Below are 15655 nucleotides of genomic sequence, written 5' to 3'. Positions count from 1 at the left end.
TCAAAGCCATTTTGTTTGCTCACAATCAACGAAAGAGAAATGAGCCGCCTCACTCGCTGACAATAGAGGTAGCTGGCGAATTATTTTGTTTCAACAATAATACAAAAGGTAACATAATCAGAAAACTCCACATGATAAACGCGAATGTATTGATATAAGAGAGCATTAGCGATTGTTTACCTAGCTCATTCAATAATAAGGCAGCGGCTTGTGGATCCGTGGCTTTAAGATGCCAGGGGCGTAGGTATTCCATTAATGCTGGATTGTAGGGTTGAATTGAGCCTGCGATTTGATTCCAGGCCATTTGAGTGTGGCGACTTAAGAAGGTGATAGTAATGGAAATCCCTACAGAAGAGCCTATGGTACGTAATAGGCTGTACAGTCCAGCCGCTTCGGCACGAGAAGAAACCGGTAAGGTTGAAAATGCTACAGAGGATAATGGAACGAAAATCAAGCCCAATCCAAATCCTTGGAGTATTAATGGCCAAATGAGCCAGGCTAGACTAACCTCTTGGGAGTAATGAGTCGTGATATAAATCCCGGAAGCACTGAGTAACACTCCTATCGAAATTAACCAGCGAGGTTGAACTTGATTAATTAATTTACCAACAATCATCATGCTGAACATACTGGCAATCCCGCGGGGCGCCATGATTAATCCTGCGATTAAAACGGGATAATTCAGTAAACCTTGTAGCATTTGGGGTTGGATAACCATTGTTCCATACATACCCAATCCCAAGATGGCCAGTAATAGACTGGAAAGAACAAAATTACGATCTTGAAAAATAGAAAGGTCAAAGAGGGCATTGGATTTGTTTTTGATGCTGTACGCTATGAATCCACATAAACTGATGAGACCTAAAAATGTGGCAGTGCGAATATCCAAGGCGGCAAACCAATCCATTTGATTGCCGCGATCAAGAACATATTGAATGGAGCCTACTGCCAACGCAATGAGTATCATGCCAATCCAATCCATCTTGCGTTCCTTTTTAAGAGTATCCGGAACAAAATGGAATACCATCAGTGTTGCCGCAATCCCAAATGGAATATTGACATAAAATGTCCATCGCCAACTGGCAATGTCAGTAAGATACCCACCCAGCGACGGACCTAAGATAGGGCCTACCATGACGCCCATACCCCAAATGGCCATGGCTTTACCGCGTTCATTATCTGGAAAAATGTCAGTCAAAATGGCTTGGGATAAAGGAACCAACCCAGCACCAAAAATGCCTTGAAGCAATCTAAATACCACCATTTGTACGATAGAGGTTGCTGCACCACACAAAGCGGAGGTAAGGGTAAACCCTATAATTGATAAAAGAAGGTAGGCTTTTCGGCCAAACCTATCTGTAAAATAACCGGTTAAAGGCATGAAAATGGCAGAAGCTACTAAATAACTGGTTAAGGTCCAGGTTATTTCATCGGGGCTTGCGCCTAATGAACCCTGCATATGAGGCAGTGCGACATTAACTATGGTCGTGTCCAATACTTGCATCAGGGTAGCTGCCATGATGGCTACGGTAATTATCCAGCGTTGTGAGGCGGATAAAGAGTCCGAAGGATTATTCATGAGGTTTTACTCACTTGCTTGGACTGTAAATCGATGGATACCTTGGCTGAAGTGCCCAGGCGCAAAGGATATTGGGAGTCCGGTTTGATGATTTGCACGCGGACAGGGACGCGTTGTGTTACTTTGACCCAGTTTCCAGTGGCATTTTGTGGTGGCATTAATGAAAACGCCGTGCCGCTTCCACCGCTAATGCTGTTGACCACCCCAATGAATTGTTTATGGGGATACATGTCGATTTTAATGGTTGCTCGTTGATTTGGTTGGATGTGTTCCAGTTCTGTTTCTTTAAAATTAGCATCCACCCAAAAGGTGGTGTCATCAATCATCGCAAACAGGGGCTGGTTTTCTGAAACGACATTGCCCACCCTGAGAGACAGGTTGCTCACCCAACCACTTGTTGGAGCGAGCACACGGGCATAGGATAGTCTCAATTTGGCTTCTTTGAGTTTGGCTTCTGAAAGTCTCAAAGCTGCTTTGGCGCTTTTAAGTTTTGCTTTAACATCATCTCCGGCTTGACGAGACATCACTTCGCTTTTGACTAACTCTCGGGTTCGAATGGAAGTGGCTTCGGCATGTTGCAGATTGGTCTTATCAATGAGATATTGGGCCTCAGCTTGTTCCACTGCGACTTCAAAAGGCGTGCGGTCTAACTCAAACAGCAGTTGCCCTTTTTCAACAAATTGATTGTTCTCCACATAGAGGTGTTTTACCGGGCCGGTTACTCGGGATGCAATTTGGACTACATTTCCATTAATATAGGCATCTTCTGTACTGACATACCGTTGAGCAAGAGTCCAGAAATAAATGCTGGCTAAGGTGATTAATGTGAGACTTAAGACGATTAGAAAACGTTTCCATGAATGCGTTTTATTGCGCCACTTGTGCAGGATTGATTTCTTCAGAAGGGTTGGGTTATTCATAAGATTCCTCGGCGGTTTTCTTAATTTTTTGTAGTGTGGCAATACATGCTTCTAATTCTGCTTCAGATAAAGGAGCAAGTAATTCCTTAGAAAGTTCCTCTGCGGTATTTTGTATCTGGTCAAGAGTCAATGTGGCTTTTTCAGTAAGGCAGATGACTTTGACGCGGCGATCGTAGTCTGCATCTTGTCGAATCACCCATCCTTCTTTAGTGAGGCGATCGATTAAACCGACAATAGTCGGCGCCTCAATGCCTAGCTTTTTAGCAAGTTGGATTTGTGTCAATGGGTATTTCGTCATGGAGAGAAGGAGCAATGCCCGCCATTTTGCCTGGCTAAGGCCTAATGGTTTTAAGCGTTTATCAAGTAAATTTCGCCAAGTGGCTGCGGTTTCATATAATACCATAGGGAACGCGTTCATATTGTATAGCCCGTTGTTAACTAATGATTTGTAACTCATTTCATTTAATTCTAAAATTTTCTCTGACTTAGTTAAAAAAGGAAAAAGTATTTCAATTCATTCACAGAGCGAATGACCCCCATTTTTTGCACATTCCTTATTTTTGCTAGTTCATTAATCCACCTCATTGATTCCTAATAAACAAGGTGCACGAGGTTTAAGGATAGAGCCCTCCACCTAAAGCAAGATACAGTTGAATGGTGTCTTGATACCTTTGTGCTTGAGCATTGACATAGCCCAAACGCGATTGAGCATACAATCGTTCCGCATCAAGCACTTCTAAAACGCCAACCACGCCTGCAGTAAAGCTCAATCTGGCCACACGTAGAGACTCTTTGGCGGTCAGCACCGCTTTTTTCTGTAATGCAAGTTCCTCTGCATCGTGTTTTAAGGCATACAACAGGTCGCTCACTTGATAAAATGCTTTAAGTACTATGTGTTGGTATTGAGCCAAAACCGATTGGTAGGCATGGATGGAGGCTCGGCGTTGTGCACGCAATGTCCCTCCAGAAAAAACAGGAGTTGTTAAATTACTCAAAAGACTCCATGCATTAGGAGAAATACTTGATAGAGCGCTGGGAATTACTCCCTCCTGTAAGAGTGTGGCAGAAAGGGTGATGTTGGGATAAAGACGTGCCGTAGCGATTCCAACATCCGCACTGGCTGCATGCAAACTCGCTTCCGCAGCGAGGATATCCGGCCTTTTATGAGCAAGCGTTGATGGCAGTTCTAATGGCAGTTTTTTAGGCAAAGTAAAGTCTTTTAACTGAAAAACTAAATCCTTCTGTGAACGCGGTGGCAGTGTACCTAAAAGAACATTGAGTGTGTTTTGTGCAACACGAAGTTGTTGATAGAGAGAGGGCAATAAAGTTTCATCATTGGTTAACTGGCTTTGCGCGCTTAAAACATCACTTCGAGAAGACGAACCCACACTAAAGGATTTTTGAATCAGCTGTAGATTTTTCTTGTCATCCTGGATAATGTCCTTAAGTACATCGATGCGTGCTTTTATTGTCGCAAGGGTTAAAGACGTTGTGGCGATGTTACCGGTTAATGTCAAAAATGCGGCATCCAGCTCATGTTGTTGATATAAAGCTAATGCCTTTTGCTTTTCAATGGTGCGACGTGTTCCACCAAAGACATCGAGCGTATAAGAAGCATTAGGACCTATTTGATAATAGGAAAAGGGTTCAATTCGGAGATTAACGGGTCCAAATGTGGCAGGACCATATTGTTGCCTTCCGACGGTCGCATTGAGCCCGGCTTGAGGCCATAACTGGCCTTGGGAGGCCGCAACCAACTCTTTGGCTTGTGCCAAGGATTCTCGCATGGCCGCCAGAGAATAATTATGCTGGATGCCTTGCTCCATCAGGTGATTGAGCGCTGGGGAATGAAATTCTTTCCACCAGGTTCGTGACGTTTTATTCTTCAGTGCTACGTGTTGATTGCCCAATTGATATGTTGATTTAGAGGTGTAGGCTTGGTTTCTTAATGGTGAGGGTCTTACAAAATCAGGCCCAACAGTGCATGAGCATAAAGCCATTGCCCCTGTTAACCCAATCAACTTGTGGTAAGCGGATTTCATATGCTTCTCCATTTCAATCTGGAGGACACAGGGTGGATAGGGATTCTCTTACAATCAAGGGATGTTGCCCCAGCAGGTTTTAAGTACGATTTATTCATGACCTGCCCTACTCTGAGTCGCTTAATTGACGTCTCAAAGAGGGTAGGATGCTGCGTAAGGAGCAATGGATTTTTTACCCTTAAGAAGGGGAATAGCCAGGCTCGATGGGCCTGACCAAAATTCAACTGTTTTGAGATTGTATCGAGCAAATAGAGCCAACCAAGGCTAATTTCATGCACTAACAGAGTGAAGCGCCTCATTTCCAAAAACCAATTAACAAACTAATAATTAGCATGCTAACATAAATTAAAATCAAGCGATAGAGGATAAGCGCTTAAAATATTATCTCAATTAGTGAATTAGAGCGGATGGCTTCTTCTTTCTCCGCAAAGCTTTATTTATTTGGATTAAGTAAGCTATGATGCAAGGTGGCTGCGATTAGAGAATTTATTCACAAGTTGCAGTGATAGAACAAGAATTAACTCTTTATTTTCTCGAAAAGGCAACACCTAATTCCATTGCTGGAGCAACAAATTGAATATTTTTCTGGCCATAGGGCTCTTTATCATAGGACTTCTATTGGTGATTTGTTTTGCTGAGAAACTGGTGAAAGGAGCCGTGGGAACTTCGGCCAGTTTTGGAGTTTCTACTTTTTTCATCAGCGTTGTTTTTATTGGTTTCGACCCAGAAAACTTAGCCATTGGAGCCGTCGGTGCGTTTAACGAAATGGCAGGCATTGCCTTAGGTTCAATCATCGGTGCCACCATGGTCGCGATTGCACTAGCCTTTGGCATCACCGCATTAATTGCACCGATGACATTTAAGCAAACACCAAAACGTATTCTTATTTTACCTAACCTAGCTATTCTTCTATGGGGGCTATTCGCATTAGATGGGGAACTTTCGAGAATCGATGGCTTGATTTTATTTGTAAGCTTTATCCTTTCAGTCTTTTACCTCTTATGGCTCCATAAAAAAGGGTATGACATCAAGCCATCTCATGAACTTTCTGAAACCATAGACTCGGTCAAAAAAGAAGAACGGTGGAAATCTTTAGGATTACTTCTCTTCTCTCTAGTAGCCATTCTTGTGGGGAGTGAGCTCATCGTTATGGCATCTAAAACCATGATTCGATATTTTGGACTTTCCGGCACCTTTTTCGGAATGATTATTCTTGCTTTTTTAGTCAGTATTGAGGAAATAGCCAGGGAATTGCCTGCAGCACTTAAAGGAAGAGCGGAAATTAGTTTTGGTAATGTGGTCGGTTCAATTTTTGCATTTTTTTTATTTAATGCAGGTATTATTGCCATGATAAAACCCGTGAAGGTCAATCAGCAAACATTAATTTTCTATCTGCCTTTTTGCTTGTTCACCATGGTCATAATCTCTCTTTTTATGTTAACACAGCGGATATCACGATGGATGGGCGGCGTCTTGGTTTTTTTATATCTCATCTTCGCTGTAGGAGGATATTTTCTTTTTTAAATTTCTACTTGATTATTAATCAATGTTATTTGTCATGGGTTATCAGTCAAGAAATGAAGAGGTCATGTTGTCATCGACCCAAATGGTATTGCCATGATTTTTTTTAGCCTTGTAGCAGGCGTCGTCCGCTTTTTTTAGCACGCTATTGATGGATAACGAGTTCTTGGTTAATTGGGTGATGCCCACAGAACAACCAAGTGATGAATGATTAGGGAGTTTTTCTTTGGTAATCCGAGAAGTCGTTTGAATGATTTTCTGTCCGATAGACTTGGCTTTAGTTAAGGGGATGTTTTCAACCAATACCACAAATTCATCGCCACCATAGCGGGCAATGATGTCTTCTTCTCGAAGTTGTTGTTTTAATAATTGACCAAAGCGCTGTAAGATTTGGTCCCCGAAATCATGGCCATATTCATCATTGATTTTCTTAAACCCATCTAAATCAACAAACATGACCGTTAACTGTCCAGTGTTTAATTTGATTTTTCTAAAGCGATTGTCCAAAATTTCCATTAAATAATGACGATTGAAGCATCCGGTGAGTTTATCGTGTTCTGCATTATAACGAATTTTTTCATATTCTAACTTCAAATTATCCATGGTTTTGATTTTTTCAATCGTTTTTGAACTCAAATAACTCATCCAAAACACATAAAAACCCCCTAATAAAAAAAGGGTGGCGTAAAAATAATTCGTAAAAAACTCATTAATCAAAAGGGTGTAGACAATGGCAAAAAGAAAACTGCCTATAAAAAAACAAATAAGCACAAGATTGGCTATCCATTGGTAATGATAATACGATGCTTTTTTGATAAGCGGCCAAACCACGATGGCTCCTCCTAAAAGGAAAAAAATCCCTATAATAATCATAATGAGTGTAAAATACATTTGTCTTAAATCATTAAGTGAATTAATTTTAATATAGCAAAAATAACTTAAATCAGTTTTATGCCAAACAACGTGCGGACTTTGGAATGCACCTCATACCGGTACATTAAAAGAGATTATTGAAAATAAGGATGAACATGGCCGTCGGAAGGAAACAAAAATGGTTATGGGGAATTGTTATTGGCGGTTTATGCCTTATGCTAATACCCATTTTTTGGTATTATTATCACCCCAATCCAATGGGAGAAGGTTTTGCCAGTGGTAATGGGCGTATTGAAGCCGTAGAGATTGATATTGCAACCAAAATTCCTGGACGAATAGAAACCATCCTGGTGGATGAAGGTGACTTTGTAAAATCAGGTCAAGTTCTGGCTAAAATGGATACGGAAGTATTAGAAGCACAGCTTAGAGAAGCCAAAGCACAGAATAAAGAAGCCAAGAGCAAAGTCATTAGTGCCAAAAATCAGGTCATTCAACGAAAAAGTGAAAAAGAAGCCGCATTAGCTACCGTTGCTCAACGCGAAGCAGAGCTCGATTTGGCGCAAAAACGCCTTTCCCGTACTGAAAAATTGGTCACTAAAGGGGCTGCGTCACTGGATAGTCTTGATGAGGCCCGTGCTCATTTCTATAGCGCACAAGCCACTCTCCATGCTGCCAAAGCGCATGTTGCTTCCGCTGATGCATCGATTGCAACTGCTGAGGCAGAAGTTGTCGCCGTAGAGTCCTCTGTCGATGCGACCCAAGCGACCATCGAGCGTATATCAGCAGATATCAACGACAGCACTTTAATCGCTCCCTGTGATGGACGTATCCAGTTTCGGGTTGCGCAACCAGGAGAAGTGCTCAGCGCAGGAGGCAGAGTATTGAACATGGTTGACTTAAGTGATGTGTATATGGTTTTTTTTCTTCCAACAGAGCAAGCAGGTAAAGTACAAATCGGCGCACCAGTTCATTTAATTCTTGATGCGGCACCCAACTATGTGATACCGGCTAAGGTGACTTTTGTCGCCAGTGTGGCGCAATTCACACCTAAAGCCGTAGAAACGGCCAGTGAACGAGAAAAACTGATGTTCCGTGTTAAAGCCCGTATTGCACCTGAATTGCTGAAAAAATATATCGCCTTAGTCAAGACAGGGCTGCCAGGGATGGCTTATGTTCAATTAGATCCCAAAAGCAAATGGCCCGCGGCGTTGGAAGTTAAAATAAATGTCAAATAACAAGGCCTCCAATAATGGGGTTGAAAAACCGGTTTGTGAAATCAATAACCTGAGTTTGTGGTATGGTAAAACTTGTGCCCTGGATAACATTACTCTTAAACTGCCTTCTGGTTGTATTGTTGGCTTCATTGGGCCAGATGGTGTTGGAAAATCCAGTCTGTTTTCACTCATTGCTGGAGCCCGCGTCATTCAACGCGGACAAATTTTTGTTCTTGGTGGCAATATGGCGAGTAGCTCTCATCGTGAAGCCCTCTGCACGCGCATTGCTTATATGCCTCAAGGCTTGGGGAAAAATCTGTATCCTACCCTTTCAGTATTTGAAAACATCGATTTCTTTGGGAGTCTTTTTGGCCATAGCCGTGAAGTGCGACAATACTACATTACCCGTTTGTTGGATAGAACAGGGTTATTCCCTTTTCGAGACAGGCCAGCAGGTAAGCTGTCTGGAGGGATGAAGCAGAAACTTGGATTATGTTGTGCTCTGATTCACACTCCCGATCTGTTAATTCTGGATGAGCCTACGACAGGAGTGGATCCCCTTTCAAGGCGTCAATTCTGGGAGCTCATTGAGACGTTGCGTGCTGAAATGCCGAAAATGAGTGTTCTGGTGGCCACTGCATACATGGAGGAAGCGGCGTGTTTTGATTGGCTGGTTGCAATGAATGCTGGAAAAGTCTTGGCTTCAGGGACTATGAGTGACCTGTTGAGGCAAAGTCGTACTCATTCTCTGGAAGAAGCGTTTGTTGCCCTCTTACCCGAGCAGCAGCGACAAATGCACCCCATGGTAATAGAACCCCGCTCATCCACTCAAAAATCGGAAGTAGCTATTGAAGCAACCGGTTTGACCAAACGCTTTGGTGATTTTGTCGCAGTAGACCACGTCAATTTTTGTATAGAGCGTGGCGAAATTTTTGGGTTTCTTGGCTCGAATGGTTGTGGCAAAACAACGGTTATGAAAATATTAACCGGTCTGCTTCCTGCCAGCGAGGGTCAAGCTTCGCTATTTGGACAATCTGTTGATTCAAACGATCTGATGATACGTCAACGCATTGGCTATATGTCCCAATCTTTTTCGCTGTACACGGAATTAACGGTTCATCAAAATCTCATGTTGCATGCCAAATTGTTTCGTTTGCCCGCCCATAGCATTCCCAAACGCATCAAACAATTGCTCGAAAAATTCTCTTTGTCTGACTATGAAAATGAACGGCCTGACTCATTACCACTAGGTCTTCGTCAAAGGCTTTCTCTTGCTGTAGCCATTATCCATCAACCCGATATACTCATTCTTGATGAACCGACTTCTGGTGTTGATCCGGTTGCTCGCGATATATTTTGGCAATTAATGCTTGATTTATCCCGACAGGATAAAGTAACCATTTTTATTTCTACCCATTTCATGAATGAGGCAGAACGTTGCGATCGCATTTCGCTGATGCATGCCGGTAAAGTATTGGTTAGTGAAAATCCAGTCAAACTCATCCAACAAAGACAAGCCTCTTCGCTAGAAGAAGCCTTTATCAGCTATCTAGAAGAGGCCATGAAGAAGAAGGAGGTGAATCCTTCAGGGCAACATCCTGCAAAACCAATCATGAGCTCTTTATCTGAACACCCCAAAATCATTCCTGCAAAAAAATATTTCAACATCAGACGCATGTTCAGCTACAGCCGTCGTGAAGCGCTCGAACTGATACGCGATCCAATTCGTGCAACTCTTGCGCTTTTGGGAAGCATTCTACTGATGATCATTATGAGTTATGGAGTTACTCTGGATATCGAACAGTTAACCTTTGCAGTTCTTGATCGGGATCAAACGAATGCCAGCCACGCTTATGTTCTTAATATAGCCAGCTCGCACTATTTTAAAGAACTCCCTCCCATCTTGGATTATAAAGAAATGGATCAACGTATGCGAAGCGGAAAATTAAGCTTGGCATTGGAAATCCCAAGTGGGTTTGCCCGTGACATCAATAAAGAGACTCCCGTACAAGTTGGGGCATGGATTGATGGAGCAATGCCTACCCGTGCAGAAACCATTCAGAGTTATGTGTATGGAATGCATCAGCATTGGTTAGTGAATAGTTGGCCTTATTTGACTCATCAAAAATCGGAGGAGTTCTTCAATATTGAGCCTCGTTTTCGTTATAACCCGGATGTGAAAAGTTTACCTGCCATGGTTCCAGCCGTCATTCCTATCCTATTGATGTTAATCCCGGCGATGTTGATGGCACTTTCTGTGGTGCGAGAAAAAGAGCTGGGATCCATCGTTAATTTATACGTGACGCCCATTACTAAACTTGAGTTTCTTTTGGGAAAATTGATACCTTATGTGATTTTGGCCGTATTTAATTTTCTATTGCTAATCGCCTTGTCCATTTATTTATTTGATGTACCGATCAAAGGAAGTTTTTCCATCCTTTTCTTTAGTGCTTTAATCTACGTTACTCTTTCCACTTCGATGGGATTTCTAATCTCCACTTTTATGAAAAGCCAAGTGGCGGCATTGTTTGGAACTGCAATACTGACGCTTCTTCCAGCCACCCAGTTTTCTGGCATGATAGAGCCGGTATCCTCTTTGGAAGGATTGGGAGCAATGATAGGCCAAATCTATCCGGTAACGCATTTTCTTACGATTTCGCGAGGTACTTTTTCCAAGGCACTGAGTTTTCAAGATTTGCTCCATCCTTTTTTATATTTACTCATCACCTTGCCGGTATTGCTTGGGTGTTGTCTTTTATTTTTAAAAAAACAGGAGCGCTAAGTGACAATAAGTAATATTGTGCAACTTGGGTTTAAGGAATATCGAAGTTTGCTTCGTGACCCAATTATGATAGCACTGATCGTCTTTGCATTTACTGTACAAATCTATACAACAGCCACAGCCATGCCCGAAATGCTGCACAAAGCACCGATTGTCATTGTTGATCTCGATCAATCCGCTGTTTCACAACGTATCAGGGATGCTTTTTATCCCCCACAATTTATAAAATACGTGACCACCTCACAAGCAAAGATGGATTCGGGCATGGATGAAGGCTTATATACCTTTGGTTTAAATATCCCGCCTGATTTTCAACGGAATCTTTTGTCCGGGCGAAAGCCAACCCTTCAACTGAATATTGATGCTACACGCATGAGTCAGGCGTTCACAGGAACAGCCTACATTCAAACTATTATTGAGAGGGAGATCAATGAATTTGTCGAACATTATCGTTCTGTGGAAACTCCGCCTGTTGATCTTGCAGTCCGCGTTCGATTTAACCCGACATTAACTAAGATCTGGTTTGGTGCCTTAATGGAGTTGATTAATAATGTAACGATGTTATCCATTGTGCTAACGGGTGCCGCATTACTTCGGGAGCGCGAACATGGAACAATTGAACATTTATTAGTGATGCCAGTCACGCCATTTGAAATCATGGCCAGCAAAATTTGGGCAATGGCTTCCATTGTACTCATCGTTTGTGCTGTTTCGCTTATTACAGTGGTACAAGGGTTACTCTCTGCCCCCATTGAGGGTTCAATTCTTCTGTTTTTGCTTGGTGCGGCAATCAATTTGTTCGCTACAACGTCAATAGGTATTTTTATGGGAACCATCACCCGCTCCATGCCTCAATTTGGTATCTTATTGATTCTGGTACTTCTCCCGCTAGAAATGCTTTCAGGTGGATTGACCCCTCGTGAGAGCATGCCTGAATTTGTCCAGACCATGATGCTGGTTGCGCCTAACACTCACTTTGTGATGCTTGCTCAATCGATTTTATTTAGAGGGGCAGGGTTTGGTATCGTGTGGCCGCAATTTCTGACGCTTGCAATAATAGGCTCTATTTTTTTCATGACCACATTAATGTATTTTCGCAAAAGGATTGTCCTTCTTTCTACATGAAATAACATTGCATTTTTTCCAATAAAAATTTGGGTTAATGCCATGTCCTAAGGACAATCCGCGCTTGCGCGCCATGGTTATTGGTCCATGATTGCCTTCTTTGAAATAACAATCAATGAAATTTGATAATTCGATTTTTTACATCTCCTGACATACAGCTGTATCAATACTACCTGTTCCGATGGTAACTAAAGCAACTTACTCGTCCATTTCTTCCTACTTGATTATTTCAAATGATAAAAAATAGATTTATTCACCACAAGGCTTGAATATTTTCATGTCTATTGGCCAATTAGAAACCCTGAGACAAACACCTGCTAACCAAATCAAATATAATGTTACAGGCGAAACTCGACTTGAAGCTAACCAAAGATTCCCTCAAGAATTACAAAGAAACGGGTATAATGTTGAGTTAATATCACTACCAAGTGGGCATAATGAATTATCAACAATTCATGTTATAACTAACCAGGCACTTCCATTTGTTTGCGCTGATAAACCATACAATAAAGATGAGCAAAGTCAGTTGTCATCGGTTACACTGCAACCATCAGAGGAAGAATTATTAGCAGCACGTGAAAGAATGCAAAATTTTAAAACAACAATGCGACATAACGCTCTTGATCTTACTGCAAATCAGGAGGAAATGAAAAAAGATGATAGTTCTACCCCATTGACAATCACACCAAAGCCACCATGGGAGCAGTAATAGTTTACTCTAATTTTTATCTTAAAAACCATTTCTATGGCAAAAGGCTACAACCCATACACGGCAAGGGTTATGGGTCTCTATAAAAATGAAGTGACCCATTTTGCACACGTATCCTGACTTACCCCATACTGCATTCTCAATCAATCTGCGAGCTCTTGACTGGTTTGTTAAACCGCCGATTCCTTGACGAATATCTGATTAAACAAATAGGACAAGCAAAACGTATCAAAACATCTCAACGAGCACCCCAACTAGGCTATAATTTATAATAAGATTTTGCTTAAAAGAAGGTCTTTCAAGATGAAATTGTGAAATGGATTTATTGAGCAATATCTTGAATGGAGAATGAGATATGAATCAACAATATACCGCACGAATTTATTCCAATGAGAAAATAATACAATATAAGTCTGGCGATGATATTGAGAAATTATATATTTGGATGTTAGCCGAAGTTAGTGATACACCCGGCGACATTAGAGGCGAAATAATTGACAATGCGACGACAAAGGTAGTTCGACATTTTAAAAAAGCACCCGTAGAATAATGAACAAATGCCTATAGTCGCCTCAAAATACGCCACATTTGATCTTTCCTCGAAAAAACAGGACACCAACATTATGCAACCAACCCAAAGTCATTCGGGGTCTGAAACCCTAAAGTTGAATGGATGCGCTGACGATTGTAAAACACTTCAATGTAATCGAATAGAGCTAATCGAGCATCCTTTCTAGTTTTATATTGTTCCCCATAAATCATTTCGACTTTCAAAGTATGATAGAAACTTTCCATAACTGCATTGTCATAACAGTTACCCGAGCCACTCATGGAGCAAATAAAATCATGTTCTTTGAGAAGCGATTGATAAGCATTACTGCAATATTGAGATCCTATATCAGAATGATGAATAACGCCATTAGGTGGGTTATTGCGGTGAATCGCCATGATAAGAGCATCTTCAATAAGGCTTGTAACCAACCGAGTTCCCATGCTCCAACCGACAATCTGTCGATTGAATAAATCTATGCTAGATAAAGCCAGCCCTCATCAGTTTGAATGTAGGTTATATCAGACGCCCAAACGGTGTTAATAGCAACAGGATTAAATGGTCTTCCCAAGATATTTTCGGCCACATGCTTTGAGTGGCGACTATCTGTTGTCACTTTAAAACGCCTTGCCGCTTTAGGTTTGAGTTCTTCCTGCTGCATTAAGCGTTTGATCCTCGCTTTCCCATGATATTTACCCAACTTACGCAATGCCTGTTGTAATCGCTACTGGATACGCCTAATGCCTAACAAAGCTTTTGTACACGATGAAAAGCCGATTGTTCTTTTATTACCGCATATTTCGCTGGCCTTCCTTGGCGAAAAACGCTGCCGCCTTTTTTAAGATTTCTCGCTCTTCTTCCAGCTCCGCTACACGCGCTTTCAATCGCTTTAATTCTAAGTCTTTTTCATTTAATTGAGATTGATTTGGGAATACTTTCTCTTGTTTGAGAAGGTATTGTTTGCGCCAGTTATATAGGTTATTTTCTGCTACAACAAGCTCTCTGGCTACTTGTCTTAAGGGCTTATTACTTGATTCCAGTAGTTCAATAGCTTTAATTTTGAACTCTTTTGTATAAACTTGTCTTACCATGATTACTCCTTGTTGATGAGATTATATCTCTTAAACAAGGTGTCCGGCTATTCGAGAGAAGATCACTTTCACTCTTAGTGATCATAACATTCACTCAGAAGTACAAGCATATTAAAAATAAATCAGGGGCTTCTAAAATATCAATATGATGTGGGAAGTTATTTAGAAGTCCTTAAAAATAAGTTCATAAAATAATTTAAATTTTTTAATATTATTTGTATATCGTATTAGATATCACATGGAAAATAAAAAGAACTTATTGGCCTTCGCATAATTAATTCTGCAACAGTTAATAAATAAAAATCTCTCAAATACATCAATAAATATAAGAAAAGTAAGGTAATTGAGTTTCTTGTTCTTTTCTGATGATGTTTTCTTTGAGATTTGTTGATTTCTAGATCAATAAGGAAGAAAGGATAATTTCTCTTTATAAGGAAATTCTTATGAGCAATACAAATCATGCAATCATTGAACGCATTGGCAATGAAAAAAAATAAATGTCAATTTTCTAAATAAAAACCAAGACGTCGATGAAAAAAGCAAATATATGTATACTGCACTGGAAGAAGAGGAGTATGATGTAATCCGCTCAAGGTGTTGCCCTGTTAGCTACAGGGCCAATAGACTACGCTTTTTCTACTTTGATATCACGAGTACTTTTTTTAGCCTCTTCTTTTTTCGGCAACTCAATGCAAAGTGTTCCTTTTTTAAAAGTTGCCTTAGCCTTATCAACATCTATTGTTGAAGGCAATGAAATAGAACGCTCATACTTCCCATAGCTAATTTCTCGAGAAAGATATTTTTTGTCTTCATTCTTTTTAGAAGTCGACTTTTCACCAGAAATGGTCAATATATTATCCGCTAAAGAAACCTTGATATCTTTTTCATCCATACCGGGCATCTCAAGCTCAATACTGTAATGATCTTTATCTTCCACAACATCCATTGATGGGGCAAGATTTAGATTATCAAATTCCCAATTGAATCGAGAGGGCGAAAAAAAATCATTAAAATCATGAAATACACGATCTATTTCATTTTGAAGTCTTAAGAACGGATTATGTGTATGCTCAATGGCAATCGGGGTTTCTTTTTTCCATTTTATTAATTTACTCATCGTTTCACTCCTTAAATTGATACGTTTGTCATTTCTGACTGATTATAAAGTTGGACTCACAACCTCATTTTGTCAAGTCAATTACATTACAAAACAATCATCTGCAAAATCGATATGTGGCGTTACAACGCT

At 40.8% G+C, this 15655-nt stretch carries 15 protein-coding genes; 6 read left to right on the top strand and 9 right to left on the bottom strand.

The window, feature by feature from the left end; all coding sequences use genetic code 11:
• Nucleotides 1-49 precede the first annotated feature (49 nt).
• The 4 genes from Lani_RS16075 to Lani_RS16060 form a co-directional block, all read right to left on the bottom strand.
• Nucleotides 50-1579, bottom strand: coding sequence for a DHA2 family efflux MFS transporter permease subunit (locus tag Lani_RS16075; RefSeq protein WP_014845101.1), 1530 nt, complete (start codon nt 1577-1579; stop codon nt 50-52).
• Complete coding sequence (locus tag Lani_RS16070; protein ID WP_014845102.1) at nt 1576-2499, bottom strand: HlyD family secretion protein; 924 nt, start codon at nt 2497-2499, stop codon at nt 1576-1578. Before Lani_RS16070 ends, Lani_RS16075 begins: the two co-directional genes overlap by 4 nt.
• Nucleotides 2492-2917, bottom strand: a complete 426-nt coding sequence (locus Lani_RS16065; RefSeq protein WP_014845103.1) for a MarR family winged helix-turn-helix transcriptional regulator — start codon at nt 2915-2917, stop codon at nt 2492-2494. Before Lani_RS16065 ends, Lani_RS16070 begins: the two co-directional genes overlap by 8 nt.
• A gap of 196 nt (nt 2918-3113) precedes the next feature.
• A complete protein-coding gene (locus tag Lani_RS16060; RefSeq protein WP_014845104.1) occupies nt 3114-4541 on the bottom strand; it encodes an efflux transporter outer membrane subunit in 1428 nt (475 codons plus the stop codon).
• A 573-nt stretch (nt 4542-5114) separates the two neighbouring features.
• Here Lani_RS16060 and Lani_RS16050 point away from each other — a divergent pair.
• Nucleotides 5115-6065, top strand: coding sequence for a sodium:calcium antiporter (locus Lani_RS16050; RefSeq protein WP_014845105.1), 951 nt, complete (start codon nt 5115-5117; stop codon nt 6063-6065).
• Nucleotides 6066-6107: 42 nt separating this feature from the next.
• Here Lani_RS16050 and Lani_RS16045 read toward each other — a convergent pair whose 3' ends face one another.
• Nucleotides 6108-6953, bottom strand: coding sequence for a GGDEF domain-containing protein (locus tag Lani_RS16045; protein ID WP_058388711.1), 846 nt, complete (start codon nt 6951-6953; stop codon nt 6108-6110).
• Nucleotides 6954-7090: 137 nt separating this feature from the next.
• Here Lani_RS16045 and Lani_RS16040 point away from each other — a divergent pair, with 137 nt between their 5' ends.
• From Lani_RS16040 to Lani_RS16020, 5 genes are all read left to right on the top strand, one after another.
• The gene (locus Lani_RS16040) at nt 7091-8170 is read left to right on the top strand and encodes an HlyD family secretion protein (protein ID WP_019350448.1); all 1080 of its coding nucleotides are present in this window, start codon (nt 7091-7093) and stop codon (nt 8168-8170) included.
• Nucleotides 8160-10931, top strand: a complete 2772-nt coding sequence (rbbA, locus tag Lani_RS16035) for a ribosome-associated ATPase/putative transporter RbbA (protein ID WP_014845108.1) — start codon at nt 8160-8162, stop codon at nt 10929-10931. The genes Lani_RS16040 and rbbA overlap by 11 nt, the downstream gene beginning before the upstream one ends.
• Nucleotides 10932-12056, top strand: coding sequence for an ABC transporter permease (locus Lani_RS16030; protein ID WP_019350447.1), 1125 nt, complete (start codon nt 10932-10934; stop codon nt 12054-12056).
• 277 nt (nt 12057-12333) lie between these two features.
• Nucleotides 12334-12765: a hypothetical protein gene (locus Lani_RS16025; protein WP_014845110.1), complete on the top strand. Its 432-nt coding sequence runs from the start codon at nt 12334-12336 to the stop codon at nt 12763-12765.
• A gap of 355 nt (nt 12766-13120) precedes the next feature.
• Nucleotides 13121-13315, top strand: coding sequence for a hypothetical protein (locus Lani_RS16020; protein WP_014845111.1), 195 nt, complete (start codon nt 13121-13123; stop codon nt 13313-13315).
• A 71-nt stretch (nt 13316-13386) separates the two neighbouring features.
• Here the strand turns inward: Lani_RS16020 and Lani_RS20325 are convergent, their stop codons facing one another.
• The 4 genes from Lani_RS20325 to Lani_RS16005 all read right to left on the bottom strand — a co-directional run bounded on the left by Lani_RS20325 (nt 13387) and on the right by Lani_RS16005 (nt 15523).
• Entirely contained in the window at nt 13387-13758 is a 372-nt protein-coding gene (locus Lani_RS20325; protein ID WP_019350446.1) for an IS3 family transposase, read from the bottom strand.
• 32 nt (nt 13759-13790) lie between these two features.
• Nucleotides 13791-13976, bottom strand: a complete 186-nt coding sequence (locus tag Lani_RS20320) for an IS3 family transposase (RefSeq protein WP_019350445.1) — start codon at nt 13974-13976, stop codon at nt 13791-13793.
• A gap of 127 nt (nt 13977-14103) precedes the next feature.
• Nucleotides 14104-14406: a transposase gene (locus Lani_RS16010; protein WP_014845112.1), complete on the bottom strand. Its 303-nt coding sequence runs from the start codon at nt 14404-14406 to the stop codon at nt 14104-14106.
• Between the two features lie 625 nt (nt 14407-15031).
• The gene (locus Lani_RS16005) at nt 15032-15523 is read right to left on the bottom strand and encodes an Hsp20/alpha crystallin family protein (RefSeq protein WP_014845113.1); all 492 of its coding nucleotides are present in this window, start codon (nt 15521-15523) and stop codon (nt 15032-15034) included.
• Between the last annotated feature and the right edge of the window lie 132 nt (nt 15524-15655).

The sequence above is a fragment of the Legionella anisa genome, from assembly GCF_001467525.1.
Taxonomy (GTDB): Bacteria; Pseudomonadota; Gammaproteobacteria; order Legionellales; family Legionellaceae; genus Legionella; species Legionella anisa.
The sequence above is the reverse complement of the archived record's forward strand: the minus strand, read 5'-3'. Positions and strand labels throughout refer to the sequence as shown.

What these genes read in the sequence shown, in the direction of transcription:
- Lani_RS20320 (WP_019350445.1), bottom strand. Translation starts at nt 13,976, where the DNA reads ATGCAGCAGGAAGAACTCAAACCTAAAGCGGCAAGGCGTTTTAAAGTG.
- Lani_RS16075 (WP_014845101.1), bottom strand. Translation starts at nt 1,579, where the DNA reads ATGAATAATCCTTCGGACTCTTTATCCGCCTCACAACGCTGGATAATT.
- Lani_RS16065 (WP_014845103.1), bottom strand. Translation starts at nt 2,917, where the DNA reads ATGAACGCGTTCCCTATGGTATTATATGAAACCGCAGCCACTTGGCGA.
- Lani_RS16060 (WP_014845104.1), bottom strand. Translation starts at nt 4,541, where the DNA reads ATGAAATCCGCTTACCACAAGTTGATTGGGTTAACAGGGGCAATGGCT.
- Lani_RS16025 (WP_014845110.1), top strand. Translation starts at nt 12,334, where the DNA reads ATGTCTATTGGCCAATTAGAAACCCTGAGACAAACACCTGCTAACCAA.
- rbbA (WP_014845108.1), top strand. Translation starts at nt 8,160, where the DNA reads ATGTCAAATAACAAGGCCTCCAATAATGGGGTTGAAAAACCGGTTTGT.
- Lani_RS16020 (WP_014845111.1), top strand. Translation starts at nt 13,121, where the DNA reads ATGAATCAACAATATACCGCACGAATTTATTCCAATGAGAAAATAATA.
- Lani_RS16005 (WP_014845113.1), bottom strand. Translation starts at nt 15,523, where the DNA reads ATGAGTAAATTAATAAAATGGAAAAAAGAAACCCCGATTGCCATTGAG.
- Lani_RS20325 (WP_019350446.1), bottom strand. Translation starts at nt 13,758, where the DNA reads ATGGGAACTCGGTTGGTTACAAGCCTTATTGAAGATGCTCTTATCATG.
- Lani_RS16010 (WP_014845112.1), bottom strand. Translation starts at nt 14,406, where the DNA reads ATGGTAAGACAAGTTTATACAAAAGAGTTCAAAATTAAAGCTATTGAA.
- Lani_RS16045 (WP_058388711.1), bottom strand. Translation starts at nt 6,953, where the DNA reads ATGTATTTTACACTCATTATGATTATTATAGGGATTTTTTTCCTTTTA.
- Lani_RS16040 (WP_019350448.1), top strand. Translation starts at nt 7,091, where the DNA reads ATGGCCGTCGGAAGGAAACAAAAATGGTTATGGGGAATTGTTATTGGC.
- Lani_RS16070 (WP_014845102.1), bottom strand. Translation starts at nt 2,499, where the DNA reads ATGAATAACCCAACCCTTCTGAAGAAATCAATCCTGCACAAGTGGCGC.